Below are 15,563 nucleotides of genomic sequence, written 5' to 3'. Positions count from 1 at the left end.
CTACTTATCAAAACCACCCGTCATTCCGGGTCTCATACGCACTTTTCCTCCATGACCTGATAAAAAGCCTGGGATAAAAAAGCAGGTGCAGCAGATAAAAGCGCATTTTAAACTCAAAGGAGCTCATATGCAGAGGCTTTACGGTAATATGCGCCCCATCCATCTTTTTTGAAGGCAGGTGCTTCACCTGTGCCTCATATTCTTCATATGCTGCTGTCCCCTTATAGGGGGTAAAAATTCCGAAAACCACCCATAGGAGCTTCTTCTTCCTTATGAAGCTAACCAGCTCCTTGAAATATTTGCGGTTGGACTCATGGCTGAGGACAAACAGGCCATTGCAGACTATGTTATTCTCTCTTAGTATTTCTATGGCCTCTTCATTTATATTACGGGTGGTTTCCTTGTTGTAGACGTCCAGCAGCTTGTCTGTCACGGCTTCCAGCCCGACCATTATGTCACGTACTCCCGCCCGGTACAAAAGAGGCATTATTTCTTTATTTCTTACGATGCTGTCGGCTCTGCCATAAATCATCAGCTTCTTTTGAATTTCTCCGTCTATGATTTTATTGCAGAAAGCCCTTACCCTCTCTGTATTTATAAGGAAATCGTCATCCATAATCCAAATGTTCTTATGTTCAATCTCCCGTATTTCCTCAAGCAGCTCCTCCATATCCCTCTCGGTGTACTGACCGTTGTTCATTCTGGTACAGTAGCAGAAGCTGCAATTATAGGGACAGGAGAAGGAGCCTCTGACAATTGCATAGCTGCCCTTGCACAGGATGAAGTTTTTTCTGAGCCCTTTGTAAAATTCCCTCCTGTCAGGCTTGACATGATATCTGCAGATTGCAGGAGATTTCTCTCGAAAGACCCATTTGCCCGAGCCCTCCCTGTATGCAATTCCGTTTGCATTTTTGAGAATTTCTATTTTAAAATTTTCCTTATAGCAGCGCTCAAGTGATTCCAATCCGTTGTCATAGCAGACATAGTCCACCTCCTCAATGCAGAAATCCTTGTAGTTCAGCTCCACATGGGGTCCCCCCATAAGTATTTTCAAATGGGGAAGTTTTTTCTTCAGCCTTCTGGCCGTATCCAGACAGTAATCCACAGAATTGGCATTGACATGAAAGCCTATATGTGTAAAGCCCTGGCTTGATATTTTGTGAACCAGCCTCTCAAACAGAAACAGGCTCACCATATTGAATGCGTCAAAAATCTCATAATATATATTTATCCCGTTAAGCATACCGCCTACATATTCCAGACCCAGCGGCTCAAGATTTACAAGTATGGATGAATATTTAGGCCGAACCAGCAGTACTTTCATAAGCTCTCCTTTATGTGGGCCGCCGCTTAAAATAAAGGTCGGCAGCAGACGGTGACACTGACATGTTATTTTCCCTTAGAAAATATTTGGAGGGATTTTACGCTTTATATATGAGCGGTAGTGAAGGTTGACGAAAAACGCGAAAATATAAAGCAGGGGCTTCCTGCGGAAGTTTGGATGAAACAGGGTCCTGCGGATTATGCATGCTATGCTGAAAACCTCATTGTTCAGTTTCCAGTAGGCATCCTCCAGCTCTTCCGGCTCCATATTTGCCGGCTTGTATACAGGCTTTGTGCCGTCGAAATTTGAAATATCCTCCGTCAGCAGCCTGCCCTCCTCCTTAAATTCATTAAATAAAGGAGTAGAGGGTATGGGTGTAAGTATGTAGAACCTTGGAATGGCTATGCGGGCTTTCTCCACAAAACGGGCGGTTTCCTCCAGGCTGCCTGTGGTATCGCTGTCTGTTCCGGCTATCATTTCGCTGGACACAAGAATTCCCGCCTTATGAATCTTTTCTATGAGTGTCAGATGCTCCTCCACTCTCAGCCACGGCTTACCCAGGCGGTCAATACCCTCCTGTGTTATGCTTTCCAGCCCGAAGCTAAGCATGGATACACCGGCATCGGCAGCCAGCTTCAGGAGCTTTTCGTTTTTGGCGATCTGTATTGAGCATTGGCTGCTCCACCGCATTTTCAGAGGCTTTATGGCAAGGCACAGCTCCTCGAAGAAGGCAGGATTTCCAATAATATTGTCGTCAATCATATAAAATTCCTTCATACCCATATCCCGTATGGCTGAAATATCGCGGATTATTTCGGGTATTGGGCGAACCATATACCTTTGCCGGTACAAGCAGGCTATGGAACAAAAAGAACAACTGTGGGGACAGCCGCGGCCTGCCTGAACGGGCAGCATGGAGCCGATGGGCTTTTCCATCAGCAGGTCATATCGCGGAATGGGAAGATTATTCAGATTATCCACGGGGTTTCTATAGATGGGCTTAAGCTCGCCGTTTTCAAAATCCCTCAGCACCTGTGGGAAGGAAATCTCTCCATCCCCGATGGTTATGCTGTCCACCTGCCCGGAGGCATATTCATGGGCCAGGGACACCATATAGCCCCCCATGATGACGGTTTTTCCTCTTTTCTTAAATTCACGGGCTATCTCAAGGCCGTGAAGCGCCGCATATCCCATACTTCCAATTCCTATAATATCGGCGCTGGTATTATAATCAATCTCTTCTATTACCTCGCATTGAATGCGCACCTTCCAGTGTTTCGGCGCATACGCCGCCAGAAAGGGATGGGACAGGCTGGGAAGGTACAGGCGGTCCTGCTTGCATATTTCTCCGCTTCCGGTTATCTGTGTGGGTTGGATAAACAATATCTCAGGCATGTCCCGCCTCCTTCATTTTTTGTCTGTACTGCCTGTAAACCATAGTACTGCCCAAAAGCATTTTCAGCAGCATTTTTATTGGATACGTCCTTATATATCCAAAAATTGTTCCCGGCCGGAACAGAATCCGCCGGTACAATCTTATTATCTCTCCGTAATATTCCCTTTCCGAAAGCTTTTTGGGCCTTACCGTGACATGGGCCAAATCCCACTTGTGGTAATCCTGCCGGGAGACAGTCACCTCACTGTCAGGAATTCTTATATCCGTCCCAGGCAGAGGGGTAAAGGGCTGAAGATTTACATAAGTTATACCCATATCCCTGAGCTGTCTTCCGCACTCCACGAATTCCTCCCGGCCCCAGTCCGGCGACAGTATGACGGTGGCAAAACAGTCTACGCTATTCTCCTTAAGCACCCGTATGGCTTCCCGGTTGATTTCAAGGGAGGTGTTTTTGGAGTAGGCGGCCAGCTCCTGTTCAAAAACCGACTCAATTCCCACTATCACTGTTTTCAGACCAACCTCCCGGAAGCTTTTGATGATATCAGGATTTTTTGCAATAAAATCCGCCCGGCCATAAACAAGAAAGGTCTTTCTTATTTTTCTTTCCCTGAGCGCCTCTATAAAACCCGTAAGCCTTTCCCGGCTAAAAAGAAAGTCATCGTCCACAATATAGATATGTTCCTCGGCAATGCTTTCAATTTCTGCTATTACCTGTTCCAGAGCCCTTTCGGCATACCTGCCTCCCGTTATTTTTCTGCAGAAACAGAAATTGCAGGAGTAGGGACAGCCAAAGGCTGTTTTTAAAAGAGCCACCGGGTGGTGGAAAATATAGAAATATTTATCCCTGTATTTCTCAGTAAGGTCACGCCTTGGGAACACCGGATAAGAAGCCGGGTCAACAGCCGCCAGGGGCAGGCCTGAAGTCTCCTTTATACCCAGCACTCCCTCGGGCTTGGGACCCGAACCCTGAATATGGCCAAAAAGCTTTCTAAAGCTTGTAATTGTTTCTCTGATAACCCTGAAATCCACATAGGGGCTCTCAAGGTCTTCGGGACAAACCTCACAGTGAACACCGCCGCAGATGGTAACAATTCCGGAATTAAAGACCTTTGCAAGCCTGCAGTATTCCAGCATTTCCGGAACATTTGTAATATAGCCCGTCACACACACAACCTGAGGTTTTTCCCTATGTATGATTTCTTCAATTGAGGCCTTCTCCATAATCATGTCCGCAATAACAGGGCAGCAGTTCTCAGGCAGGACCGCGGCAAGAACTTCCAGTTCCAGGGGTTCTACCTTCATAACATATTGAAGACCGATAGTTTCTGCATGGGGCCCGGGCCTTACCAGCAGAACCTTCAGCTCCCTGGCATCAGTGTTAAAAGTCATACGTCAGTTTCCTCCTTGAAAACCCGGTTCCGGGGAAATTTGCACCTGTACTCAAGAATACCTCCTGCCAGCTTGATTACTTTGCTGAAAATCGGGGAGGAATGCTGGGCCAGCATATACTTTTCCACTATGCTTCCTCCGGTTCTGAGCTTGGGAATCTCGGCGGTCTGACCCAGCTCAACATATTCCGCCCCGCTTTCTATCCCCTTCTCAATTATGTCATACAGTATATTAAAGTAGGTCTCATATTCATTGTTAAGGCTGTACTCTATGCCTCCCAGAAAAAAATACATTGTACGCCGGTAAAGAAGAGTAATGTGCCAGCCCAGCAGTTTGCCTTCCGCATAAAAGCGGGTCAGCCTGAAAGCAGGGGGAAGCTTTGAAAAAAACGCGCAGGACAGGGTCTCCAGCTTTCCCTTGCTTCTGTTCAGCACATTCAGGTACAGCCTGTGTTCAGCCTCTCCAAAAGCTCCGCAGCCGGCAACCTCTGTCTTGACATCTCTGAAGACTGACCTTGCCTTTTTATACCGGCGTCTGTATTCGTATCTCATGGCCCTTTCATACTCCTGCATTGCTTTAAAGGGAGTATGAACAACTATTGTAGGAAGCGTATGTCCGGTGGCCTGCCCCGATTCCGGCTTATGGTCCAGGTTGAGGAACAGCTTCAGTCCCCTCTCCCGCTCAAATATGGCAGGCAGCAGCTCCATTGCGCATTTTCCCAAAAGCCCGGAAGCGGAAACCGAGCATGGAATACCGCAAATCCTCATTTTTACCGGGCTTTTTATTTTCAGGTAGGTCAGCAAATCCGGAGCCAGGGTGTAAACCACAGCACCGGCCACTATGACGCCCTCCCTTTTCATAACATAATAGCTCTGTCCGCAGGGATTATATTCCTGGGCGTGTATAAGAAATTCCCTTGTCTGAAAGTACTCCAGAGCAAGCTGATCCCACTCCTGGGGAATATCTCCTGCGCTGTTGAAGATTTCAATCATACTTTTTCCTTTCACAGCAGTTGCCGTTCAAATACGGCATATTCCCTGTAGGGCTCCAGAGCTTTTCTCATGGACCTCAGTCCATACCGAAGGGAAACTGCAATACTGGAGGCATTTTCTTCAAAAATAAATCCGCCTTCCAGCATTTTATATGGGGTTTGTTGGATTATTTCCGAAAGCTTTCTTATCATCTCATCCACCACCCTGGAATTGCGGTACCGGGGATGAACGCCAAACTCGGTAAACCTGAAGGTGTCAATGGGATTAAAAAGCCTGAAGCGAAGCCATTCCAGCGTTCCTATATGCCTGCTGCCCTTTACCAACTGGTTGAAATCAGGATACCAGAGTAAAAACCCCGCAGGATTTCCATCAATCTCGGCAATCAGGAGATTCTCCTCGTCCAGCAGAGGGCCGAAGGGTTTGAAAAGCTCGTAATCCTCCTCTTCGGTTCTGTCCGACCAGTAAATATGGTTCTGGAAGCTGGCATTATTGAGGTATGTGTATATGGCTACCTCCTCCTTCAGCTTCCTTTTCCTCATGGTCCTGACTTTTATATTTTCAGAGGAGGGATGGGGTTTCCTGCGGCTGTAGTATTCAAAAAAGGGCTGGGTAGGGTAGCGGAAGGAAAACATCCTTTTACATTCATAATCCTTGAAATAATCCATATAATACTGCATTGTATAGGGCAAGCCAAAAACCGGCGCTTCATCAAAGCGGGAGCACAAAAAACCTGCTCCATAGTTCAGGTGGGCATTTAAGCCCACTACCAGCCTGCTGCAGCCGGGGAATCGTTTTTTGCTCTCAAGGAAAATCTGCTCACCCAGTCCCGGAATTCCCGGCAGGGCTTCAAAAAAAGCTATCTGAACCATGTCAGGCTGCTGTTGGTCCAATACCATGCAAAAACGTCCAAGTACTCTTTCTCCCGTATCCTCCGTAATCAATACCGGAATAAGGGCAGCATGACGAAAAAATACAGATTTCTTTTCAACCAGCATGGAAACCACATCATGCTCCGTATCCCTGTAATATGCATTGTTTTTATAGAGCTCTGAGGCAACGGAATAAAATGCTTTATACTGACTGGGAGTGGAAACATCGGTGAATATCATACAAATAGCTCCTCCGGCTTCCGGAACCCCAGAAATTCTGTGTAGGAGGAGGCACAATATGAGCCGGCATGTCCAAAAACAATTATGTCCTTTCCTTCCACCCTTCCAAGGTCAATATTTTTTGCAAGCAAATCACGGGAATAGGTTGAACAGCCATGTATCAGGCTTTTTATTTCTCCCACGTCCTTTTGCCCTCCGTTGGAGTCCAGCACAGCCACAGGATGAACGGCCGTATCCGGATAAAACAGAGGCCGCGGAAACTGAGAAACAGAAGCATTGACTCCAATCAACTGCTTTTTCTGCCTTAACTTCACATCAACCACGCTGCAGGCAAAGTATCCGGCTTTGCCCCCAAGAATACGTCCCGGTTCAAGTATTAGATTTACAGGCCGGTTTAGTACGCTGCACAACTCCTCCATATATGAGCTCACCTTTTGCCCATATGTCTTCAAATCAAATTCCTCTGAAAGATTTATATCCTCGATTCCAAAGCCGCCTCCAACATCCAGGTATTCAAGCTCCGGATACCACTTTATAAATTCACCTAATTTACGGTAACATTCTAGAAAATAATCAATTTCCATTATATCGGTGCCAACATATAAATGGAGTCCTTTTACCCGGGGATTTCCTTTGAGTGATTTCATTTCCTGTATGGAAAGACCCAAACGGCTGGTTTTGCCCAGAAAATAACCCGCCCGTGTCTTTCTGGGCTTTACCAGATTTCCTATATTGCAGCGGATACCAAAACCCCTTCCTCCGGACACCTTCTCCCAGTCTGCTATCTGCTTCAGGGAATCCAGATTGACGGAAGCTCCGCACTCCAGAACCGCTTTCATGGCTTCCTCATTCATGGCTGACGCCGTAAAAATTATTTCGCTGCCGGTATAGCCGGCCTCCAGCACCTGTTGCATATGAGGAATGGAATTTACAAACACCTGTATTCCTTCGTCACGAATAATTCTCAGAAATGTGGGGTTTATATTTGCCATGGTAGCAAAGTGAATTGCTTTCGTATGATAGGGGATTTTCATAAAGGAACGGCAATTTGAACGAATTTTCAAAGTGTCATATACATAGATTGGCGCCTGACTTGTGACAAAATGCTCATTTACAGCGTTTATTACAGATTCGGAAATATGTAGCTTCTGCATTATGGAGCTCCTTGAAATATTTTATTAAATTGCTTTTTTATATCTTTTATATATATGGTAAACTACTATAAATAGACAAAAACAAGACAGACTGGTTAAAACCACTCTGTTTTCTGCCTGTTTTATTTGTTCCGGAGCTGCTTTGGCGACTCCTATATGGCAACATTTTTCAACAAAATAAACGAAGCTTTACGGGGCAATTATACCATTTTATCCATAAAACAGTCAAGAAAAGCGGTATTCGGTTTTATTGTTGTGTCAGTGCTTTTTATACAGCCCTAGCTCCCGTAAACTTTCATCTGCTATGAAAGATGAACTTTCTATAGGCCGTTTTCTAATTGTATATTATATATTGCATTTTTGCTAAAAACAAAACCACCCGCAAAATAAGCAAGTGGTTTTGATGTATAAAAATGAGTAAGTCTATAAGCCGGGTTCTGTATTAAATGATCATCTATCTAGGCACTGCATTTCTGCAATGCTCAAGCCACCTCCCCGGGACTGACGGGCAGTCATTGCGTCCCTCCGCGGCGTTGCTCCAGGTGGGGTTTACATAGCCGGCAAGTCGCCATGCCGCTGGTGAGCTCTTACCTCACCTTTCCACCCTTACCATATGGTTTGTCAGTTGTGACAGGTTATGGTCAATATTTCTCCACATCCAGCTACATTCCATAGCCTCTCACAACTGCAAACCACAGGCGGTATATCTCTGTTGCACTTTCCTTAAAGTCACCTTCACCGGGAGTTACCCGGCACCCTTGCCCTGTGGAGCCCGGACTTTCCTCATGTACGCCTTTTCAGGCTGCACCTGCGATCATCTGGCTTACTCATTATTAAATTAAATTTATTTTCTTAAGACCTATAAAATTTATACAATATCATAAATTTTTATCCAAATGTCCTTGGACAACTTATTATAGATGCTGCCTCTTCATATGTCAAGCAAAAATAAATGGGTCGCTTTCCATTTTACTGCATACCGCCTCAACTGCTTCAAATCTCCCGGACAGCTTTTTTCTCAGCTCTTCCAGAATTACATGCTCAGATGCGAAATGCCCTACATCCAAAATACAAATACCCATTTCCCGTGCATCAGCAGCAGTATGATACTTAATATCTCCTGTTATTACCGCATCAAGACCCAGGCCTTTCAAATATTCCAGTTCCACATCAAAGCTGCCGCAAAACACCCCTACCTTCTGCACTTTTTCAGGTTGGGCACCTATTATTCTGAGGCTGCCGATATTCAGCCCCGCCTTCACTGAAGCCAGGAAACTGCTGAATTCCGTTTCGTGCTTGAGGGTTCCAACCTTGCCCAGCCCCAGGTCCACCTTCGAGCCTGACGGACTATACGGTTTAAGAGGCTCCGGATCAACAAGACCTATTGTTTCCGCCAGAGTGTCGTTTACTCCCCCTTCAGCGACATCCAGATTTGTATGTGCACTTATGACACTTATGTTTCTTGTAACCAGTGTCTGAACCTGTCTGCCCTTCATTGTGTCAAAATCCAGCCTGTTCAGCTTGCCGAAGAAAAAGGGATGATGTGATACTATAAGCTCCGCACCACAGTCAACAGCCTCCTTTATCACCTTTGAAGTCACATCCATGGAGAGGAGAATCCTGTTGACCTGACTTTGCCTGCTTCCCAGCATAAGGCCTACATTATCCCAGCTCTCGGCATATCCCCAGGGCGCCAGTTCATTAATATATTCCAGTATTTCACCGACCTTCATCTAATTTCTCCTTATAAATAATATGCCTGCCTCCAGGCTTTATCCAAACCCTGTATTTAATCGCTGCGGCTTAAGGTTTCAGCAGCCCCACAAGCCTGGTATATTCACCCTTGAGTCTCTCATGGAAGTCTCTCAGCCGTTCGTTATCCTCCATGCGGGCCAACTGTGCCAGCACCCTTTCAAGCTGTCTGATTTTCATTTCGCAGTATGGCACCAGCAGAGGGTCACGCTTCTTTATCAAGCATTCTCCCACATGCAGTTGAAAATCCTCATAGTTTTTATTCTGCCCGGTATAGCCAGCAGCCATAACACAATATATTTTATTTCCCTCAGCCGCCAGTTCCTCGTCATATATGTCAAATTTGTGGTCATAAAGCCACTTCCTGACAATGTCCAAATCGTTCATAGGCTGCAGTACAAGCACCGCCCTGCCGCCTATTTTTTCGGCGCCTGCCTCCAGCAGTCCCGCCAGGAGTGTTCCACCCATTCCCGCAATAATTATGGCATCTGCTTCACTTTCTTCCAGAGTTTCAAGACCGCTTCCCAGCCTGGTTTCAATCCTGTGCGAAAGCCTGTATTTTGAAATATTTCTATCCGCAACCCTGACAGGCCCCGGCCTTACATCCGATGCTACGGCCCTTCGGCATCTTTCCTGCTGAACCAGATAAACGGGTATATACGCGTGGTCTGTTCCAATATCTGCAACTGTTCCGCATTGGGGAACCTTATCCGAAATCAGTTTCAACCTTCCCTTAAGCTCCAAGCCCAAAATTTCCTCCAGAATTGATTTTTTCTGCTTTCGATGTATCGACAAGTAAAATTATACACATAATATTAATGGATTATCAATACAAAAGAAAGGAATGAGATAAATGTCACCCTATAAAAGGACAAACAAGGTACATGACATAGAAAAACCCATATCCAGCGGCATTTTCGGCAGAGCTGTCCTGGGAATAAACCCCGAGGTCTCTGCACTGAGCAGCACCTCAGCAGAACTGCAGGAGGAAGAATCCAGCGTGGATTTCACGGGAAAACCCGTCAGGCGGGAAAGAATATAAAGCCATCCACCTGACAGACGACGCTTTCAACCGTAATTGACTTTATGCTGCCTGGTGGCAGCTATGCTTCCGTAAACATATATTTGCTGTAATCCCATAGCAGCTCGCTGAGCTCGGTATCCTTCTCATAGAACAGATCCAGAAAGATGTTCTGAACCTTTACAATCGGCTTCAGCGGGTAAAGCGGGTTAACATGCACAAGTTCACCTATTTCACCGGTATTGAGCATTACATAATCACCTATGTAATGGCAGACTATTCTCTCTATAAACACATTCAGCATAATACGGTCCAGGATATTTGCCATTTCATTCTGCATGTACCTCAGCACTTCAAACACTGATTTCCGTTTCTTGTAAACCTTGTCCGAGGTCATGGCATCGTACACATCCGCAATGGCAAGAACCTTTGCATACTGATGAATCTGATTCTCTCTTGCTCCCAGGGGATAGCCTGTTCCGTCCATTCTCTCGTGATGCATCAGAACAGCCATCTTTATTCCCTTGCTTATGTCAAACATGTTTTCAACCATACGGTAGCCATAGGTAGTATGGTTTTTGATTTCTTCAAATTCCTCCGGCGACAGACTGTCCTTTTTGCTCAGAATAGTTGCATCAATTTTGGCCTTGCCAATATCGTGCAGAAGACCGGCTTTTGCGATTTCTTCAACCCTCTGTTCATCATAGCCCAGCCACTTGGCCAGGGTCATGGCCAGCAGGGATACATTCACACAATGTGCATATGTATATTCGTCCACTGTACGAATGGAATCAATACATTTAAGAACGTCAAAGGAGTCATGCACATTTTTCCTTATGTTAACCAATGCGTGGTCAACATTGCGGCTGTCCAGACTTTTACCGGAGTTTATGGCATCAAGCACTTCCTTTACCTCTTGTTTCACCTCTGCATAAGAGGTAGTCAGTTCAGCCGACATTTGTCTTTTATCAATATTTCTATCATAGCCCCTGATTTCTTCCACAGAAATACTGTCATCATAAATTTCCACCTGAATGGGTTTCAACCGGAACCGTTTGACCTTTTTTTCAAGGTCTTCAGTAATCAATGTACCTTTTGGAATCAGACAGGCACCGGCCTGGGTACATATATCTTCAGTCAAAAGCATACCTGCAACACAACTTTGAGCCGTAATATAAATATGCCTCATGAATAATTCCTCCGAAGTGTAATTAGAAGAACATTTACTATTGATTTTTATTATACTACAGCACGGTAAAAAATTCTATTTTTTATATATTATTATATCTCTTTTATTACAATAAACACTTCGCGTTTCTGAGCACCCTCCTTAAACCGGCGAGGAGGCTTCCCCTCTGCACACCCCAGTGGGCCTTCAGACGAAAGCGTCAGCAAAAAATGCCGGTGCGCATTCTTTGTAGCTTGAGAGTCCCTGTTGGGTTTGATTCAAACCCTATCCGAGCGGCAGCGAGGAAAGGCCCGACAAATCAGTACCCAATTTGCCTTCGCTAGGGAACCCCAGGTTCCCTTTGCACCCTCCTTAAACCGGCGAGGGGAATCCCCTCTGCACACCCTGTGGGCCTTCAGACGAAAGCGTCAGCAAAGAATGCCGGTGCGCATTCTTTGTAGCTTGAGAGTCCCTGTTGGGTTTGATTCAAACCCTATCCGAGCGGCAGCGAGGAAAGGCCCACCAATAAAAAAAGAACACTCAAAAGAGTGTTCTTTTTTATTGGTGGGCCTTCAGGGACTCGAACCCCGGACCAACCGGTTATGAGCCGGTTGCTCTAACCAACTGAGCTAAAGGCCCGTTGTGGCTCCTCAAGTAGGACTTGAACCTACGACCCTGCGGTTAACAGCCGCATGCTCTACCGACTGAGCTATTGAGGAATATATTAATTTCCGGCTGAATGCTTTTTACAAGCTTTTCTGCCGGTGCGCCGGTCTTTTTAATAGCCCTGTTGCTCTATACATTAGGGTTTCAAGGCACTGCGTCCTGAGCACAAATAATATTATACTTACGAACCGTCACCTGGTCAACATCAAAATACCTATTTTTTTACCGTTTAGAGGGTTTATCACCTGTTTTCATTGATTCTTTTAACAATGCTACGTGTTGCTAACATTTACATAATAAAAATGCAGCCTTCCTGCCTGAGAGTTCAGCCAATAAAAAACAATATCTGGACAGTACTTAAAACAAAAAGACCCGTTGTCGAGTCTCTCATTTTTCCTATACTTGTTTATGGTTTTAATTCTAATCCAGGTAATCCTTTAGTTTTTTACTCCTGCTAGGGTGTCTCAGTTTACGTAACGCCTTAGCTTCAATCTGACGGATACGCTCTCTGGTAACATTGAATTCCTTTCCGACTTCCTCAAGAGTTCTGGCACGCCCATCGTCCAAACCGAATCTCAGCCTGAGTACCTTTTCTTCACGGGCAGTCAAGGTATCCAAAACATCTATAAGCTGTTCCTTAAGCAGAGTAAAGGCGGCAGCTTCAGCAGGTGCGGGAGCATCATCATCAGGAATAAAATCTCCCAGGTGGCTGTCTTCCTCTTCACCAATAGGCGTTTCCAGGGAAACCGGCTCCTGTGATATTTTCATTATTTCTCTGACCTTGTCAACGGACATACCTATTTCCTTGGCTATTTCATCGGGCTGCGGCTCTCTTCCAAGTTCCTGCAGCAATTGTCTTGAAACTCTGATCAGTTTGTTTATGGTTTCAACCATATGAACAGGAATACGTATGGTTCTGGCCTGGTCGGCAATAGCTCTGGTTATGGCCTGTCTAATCCACCAGGTAGCATAAGTACTGAATTTGAAGCCCCTTCTGTAGTCAAACTTCTCAACAGCCTTAATCAAACCCAAATTTCCTTCCTGTATCAAATCAAGGAACTGCATACCTCTTCCCACATATCTTTTTGCAATACTTACAACCAATCTGAGATTTGCTTCGGCAAGTCTTCTTTTTGCTTCGATATCTCCATTTTCCATGCGGTGTGCAAGATCAATTTCTTCGTCTGCTGTCAAAAGGGGTACTTTACCTATTTCCTTAAGGTACATTCTTACAGGGTCATCAATACTTATTCCTTCCGGAATACTGATGTCAAGTTCTTCATCAGCCATCTGGATTTCTTCCATCTCGGCCTCTATGTCCCCGATAACATCAATGCCCATATTCTCAAGAGTTTCATAAATTTTTTCTATATGTTCCGGCTCAAGTTCTATTTCCTCGAAAGCGTCGATTATTTCCTTGTAAGTGAGCATTCCCTTAGACTTGCCTTTGTCGATCAAATCCTTAAGTATTGCCTTTCTGGTTTCCTGATTATGCTTCATAAGTTCCCCTCCCTTCATTAGTTTTTATTAATTTTTCTTCATTAAAGCTATATTCAATACAATACTGCTTAATTCCCGATTTAATAACTCAACATCTCCTTCTGTCAGATCAGATCTCTTTTTTAATTCAATAATCTCATTTTTTCTGGCTTCCAATCTCAGCAAACCTATTCTTTTGAGAATATCCAAAGCTGCTTTCCTATTGTCCTCAAATACACTCTGAGATTGAACAATATTTGCAAAACTTTCTGCAAGAGCTGGTGAAAGCTTATTTAATATTTCTCCGGTCAGAATACCGGACTTGTTTTCAACTCTTTCCACTGCAAAACTGAAGGCTTGTCTTATTTCATCGGATTTTATATTGTTAATACCTATAGAATCCTTAATAAGAAAATACACATTATTTTCCAGACAAATTGTGGACAGCAGCATCAGTTCCAGCTTGTTCAGCCGTTCTTCGATAGTTTCGACTACCCGTTCCTTTTTTACAGTGTTCTTTTTAATTATATTAGTGTCTTTTGCCTGCCTTACGTTGCTTTTGTCCTTTTGATGCTGTTTCCTGGCAAGCTCGGAATATATGGCCTGCTCACTGACTCCGTAGTCCTTGGACAACTGCTTGACGTAAAGTTCTCTTTCTACATTATTGTCAATTTTATCTAATATAACCATTGCATTATCAATAAACTTGACTTTTCCGTCATTTGTGGTAGTGTCAATCCTGTTGTCCAGGATTTCAAGCTTAAAGTCCACAAGATTCCTGGCTTTACTTACAAGCCGTTTGAACTCGTCAACACCACGGGTTTTAATAAACTCATCCGGATCTTTTCCGGAGGGTATCGTCAAAACCTTGACATTGCAGCCAATCTCATTGAGCAAATCCAGGCTTCTCATTGCTGCAGCTTGTCCTGCATTGTCAGAATCAAAGGAAAGTACAATCTCCTCAGTATACTTTTTCAGCAGCTTGCCTTGATTCTCAGTCAATGCCGTACCTAAAGGTGCAACTGCATTTATTATTCCACTTTGATGTAAGGATATAACATCCATATAGCCTTCAGCTAAAATAATCTGCTTTGCACATGCATTCTTGGCAAAATTCATAGCATATAAATGTTTACCTTTGTGGTATACTTCAGTTTCAGGAGAATTCATATATTTGGGCTGTGACGAATCCATAACTCTCCCGCCAAAGGCAATGACATTTCCCCTTATATCAAATATGGGAAACATTATCCTGCCCCTGAACCTGTCATAAACCTTTTTTGTCTCTTCCTTAAATATAACAAGGCCGCTGCTTATTATTGCCTTTTCACTGTGACCCTTGTTCCTCAAATGTTTGTAAAGTGCCTCATAACTGTCTGCCGCATAACCCAGCCCGAACTTGATGACTGTTTGCCTTTCAAGCCGTCGGTTCAGCAGATATGTCAATGGTGCCTTATCTTTACCGTTTATAAGGTTGTTGTGAAAAAAACGTGCAGCTTCTATGTTAATTTCAAGAAGTTCTTTTTTTAATCTTGCCAGTGCATCATCCTGAACACCCGAACTATTGTCAGGCAAAGATATTTTGGCTCTGTCAGCAAGCAATTTCAATGCTTCCGGGAAATCGAGGTTTTCAATTCCCATGATAAAATGTATGACATTCCCGCCCTTGCCGCACCCGAAACAGTTAAATATCTGCTTCACAGGCTCAACTGAAAAGGATGCTGTCTTTTCATTGTGAAAAGGACACCTGCCGAAATAATTCTTTCCCTTTTTATCCAACTTAACGTATTCGGAGATTACTTCAACTATATCATTATTTACTCGAATTTCCTCAATCAGATCCTCAGGAAACAAATAAGCCATTATGCACTACATTCCAATCTGGTTTGATAAATCATTTATCAAATATTATAAACATTTATACTGCTAATTATTTTGTAATTGCAAAAATACTGCCAATTACAGTCAGAGTCAGACTTTTAGGGAATTATTGATAATATCCGATAGTAATTGACTTAATAATTGTTCGACATTATTATTAATATTCCTTCTTTTTTGATAAAAAAAAGTATACACAAAGGAATAATTCTTCATTAAACCTTTGGTATACCCG

12 protein-coding genes, 2 tRNA genes and 1 other RNA gene are annotated in these 15,563 nt (G+C 44.1%); 1 reads left to right on the top strand and 14 read right to left on the bottom strand.

Going from position 1 to position 15,563, the window contains the following annotated elements; genetic code table 11:
* Positions 1–7: 7 nt before the first annotated feature.
* The 9 genes from CLHUN_RS14565 to CLHUN_RS14525 form a co-directional block, all read right to left on the bottom strand.
* A complete protein-coding gene (locus tag CLHUN_RS14565) occupies positions 8–1,324 on the bottom strand; it encodes a B12-binding domain-containing radical SAM protein (RefSeq protein ID WP_080065364.1) in 1,317 nt (438 codons plus the stop codon).
* A 75-nt stretch (positions 1,325–1,399) separates the two neighbouring features.
* A complete protein-coding gene (locus tag CLHUN_RS14560) occupies positions 1,400–2,719 on the bottom strand; it encodes a B12-binding domain-containing radical SAM protein (RefSeq protein WP_080065363.1) in 1,320 nt (439 codons plus the stop codon).
* Positions 2,712–4,109 carry a B12-binding domain-containing radical SAM protein gene (locus tag CLHUN_RS14555; RefSeq protein WP_080065362.1) on the bottom strand — a complete coding sequence of 466 codons (1,398 nt, stop codon included), beginning with the start codon at positions 4,107–4,109 and terminating at the stop codon, positions 2,712–2,714. Before CLHUN_RS14555 ends, CLHUN_RS14560 begins: the two co-directional genes overlap by 8 nt.
* Positions 4,106–5,101, bottom strand: coding sequence for a GNAT family N-acetyltransferase (locus CLHUN_RS14550; RefSeq protein ID WP_080065361.1), 996 nt, complete (start codon positions 5,099–5,101; stop codon positions 4,106–4,108). The genes CLHUN_RS14555 and CLHUN_RS14550 overlap by 4 nt, the downstream gene beginning before the upstream one ends.
* An 11-nt stretch (positions 5,102–5,112) precedes the next feature.
* Entirely contained in the window at positions 5,113–6,210 is a 1,098-nt protein-coding gene (locus CLHUN_RS14545) for a hypothetical protein (RefSeq protein ID WP_080065360.1), read from the bottom strand.
* Positions 6,207–7,364: a diaminopimelate decarboxylase family protein gene (locus CLHUN_RS14540; RefSeq protein ID WP_080065359.1), complete on the bottom strand. Its 1,158-nt coding sequence runs from the start codon at positions 7,362–7,364 to the stop codon at positions 6,207–6,209. The genes CLHUN_RS14545 and CLHUN_RS14540 overlap by 4 nt, the downstream gene beginning before the upstream one ends.
* A gap of 410 nt (positions 7,365–7,774) precedes the next feature.
* Positions 7,775–8,194: RNase P RNA component class A (gene rnpB, locus CLHUN_RS14535), an RNA gene on the bottom strand.
* Positions 8,195–8,302: 108 nt separating this feature from the next.
* A complete protein-coding gene (locus tag CLHUN_RS14530) occupies positions 8,303–9,097 on the bottom strand; it encodes a Nif3-like dinuclear metal center hexameric protein (RefSeq protein WP_080065358.1) in 795 nt (264 codons plus the stop codon).
* Positions 9,098–9,167: 70 nt separating this feature from the next.
* Entirely contained in the window at positions 9,168–9,866 is a 699-nt protein-coding gene (locus CLHUN_RS14525) for a tRNA (adenine(22)-N(1))-methyltransferase (protein WP_080065357.1), read from the bottom strand.
* A gap of 103 nt (positions 9,867–9,969) precedes the next feature.
* On the opposite strand from CLHUN_RS14525, the gene CLHUN_RS14520 reads away from it, so the two are divergent.
* Positions 9,970–10,158 (top strand): hypothetical protein, encoded by a 189-nt coding sequence (locus CLHUN_RS14520; protein ID WP_080065356.1) that lies wholly within the window; start codon positions 9,970–9,972, stop codon positions 10,156–10,158.
* Between the two features lie 61 nt (positions 10,159–10,219).
* Here CLHUN_RS14520 and CLHUN_RS14515 read toward each other — a convergent pair whose 3' ends face one another.
* From CLHUN_RS14515 to dnaG, 5 genes are all read right to left on the bottom strand, one after another.
* Positions 10,220–11,326 (bottom strand): HD-GYP domain-containing protein, encoded by a 1,107-nt coding sequence (locus CLHUN_RS14515; RefSeq protein ID WP_080065355.1) that lies wholly within the window; start codon positions 11,324–11,326, stop codon positions 10,220–10,222.
* A 541-nt stretch (positions 11,327–11,867) separates the two neighbouring features.
* A tRNA-Ile gene (locus tag CLHUN_RS14510) sits at positions 11,868–11,944 on the bottom strand.
* A gap of 4 nt (positions 11,945–11,948) precedes the next feature.
* Positions 11,949–12,024: transfer RNA gene (locus CLHUN_RS14505), tRNA-Asn, on the bottom strand.
* A gap of 367 nt (positions 12,025–12,391) precedes the next feature.
* Entirely contained in the window at positions 12,392–13,471 is a 1,080-nt protein-coding gene (rpoD, locus tag CLHUN_RS14500; protein ID WP_080065354.1) for an RNA polymerase sigma factor RpoD, read from the bottom strand.
* A 27-nt stretch (positions 13,472–13,498) separates the two neighbouring features.
* Complete coding sequence (gene dnaG / locus CLHUN_RS14495) at positions 13,499–15,313, bottom strand: DNA primase (RefSeq protein ID WP_080065353.1); 1,815 nt, start codon at positions 15,311–15,313, stop codon at positions 13,499–13,501.
* Positions 15,314–15,563: the final 250 nt, after the last annotated feature.

The organism is Ruminiclostridium hungatei, assembly GCF_002051585.1.
Taxonomy (GTDB): Bacteria; Bacillota; Clostridia; order Acetivibrionales; family DSM-1351; genus Ruminiclostridium; species Ruminiclostridium hungatei.
The sequence above is the reverse complement of the archived record's forward strand: the minus strand, read 5'-3'. Positions and strand labels throughout refer to the sequence as shown.

What these genes read in the sequence shown, in the direction of transcription:
- CLHUN_RS14565 (WP_080065364.1), bottom strand. Translation starts at nt 1,324, where the DNA reads ATGAAAGTACTGCTGGTTCGGCCTAAATATTCATCCATACTTGTAAAT.
- CLHUN_RS14550 (WP_080065361.1), bottom strand. Translation starts at nt 5,101, where the DNA reads ATGATTGAAATCTTCAACAGCGCAGGAGATATTCCCCAGGAGTGGGAT.
- CLHUN_RS14545 (WP_080065360.1), bottom strand. Translation starts at nt 6,210, where the DNA reads ATGATATTCACCGATGTTTCCACTCCCAGTCAGTATAAAGCATTTTAT.
- CLHUN_RS14515 (WP_080065355.1), bottom strand. Translation starts at nt 11,326, where the DNA reads ATGAGGCATATTTATATTACGGCTCAAAGTTGTGTTGCAGGTATGCTT.
- dnaG (WP_080065353.1), bottom strand. Translation starts at nt 15,313, where the DNA reads ATGGCTTATTTGTTTCCTGAGGATCTGATTGAGGAAATTCGAGTAAAT.
- CLHUN_RS14540 (WP_080065359.1), bottom strand. Translation starts at nt 7,364, where the DNA reads ATGCAGAAGCTACATATTTCCGAATCTGTAATAAACGCTGTAAATGAG.
- CLHUN_RS14530 (WP_080065358.1), bottom strand. Translation starts at nt 9,097, where the DNA reads ATGAAGGTCGGTGAAATACTGGAATATATTAATGAACTGGCGCCCTGG.
- CLHUN_RS14555 (WP_080065362.1), bottom strand. Translation starts at nt 4,109, where the DNA reads ATGACTTTTAACACTGATGCCAGGGAGCTGAAGGTTCTGCTGGTAAGG.
- CLHUN_RS14560 (WP_080065363.1), bottom strand. Translation starts at nt 2,719, where the DNA reads ATGCCTGAGATATTGTTTATCCAACCCACACAGATAACCGGAAGCGGA.
- CLHUN_RS14520 (WP_080065356.1), top strand. Translation starts at nt 9,970, where the DNA reads ATGTCACCCTATAAAAGGACAAACAAGGTACATGACATAGAAAAACCC.
- rpoD (WP_080065354.1), bottom strand. Translation starts at nt 13,471, where the DNA reads ATGAAGCATAATCAGGAAACCAGAAAGGCAATACTTAAGGATTTGATC.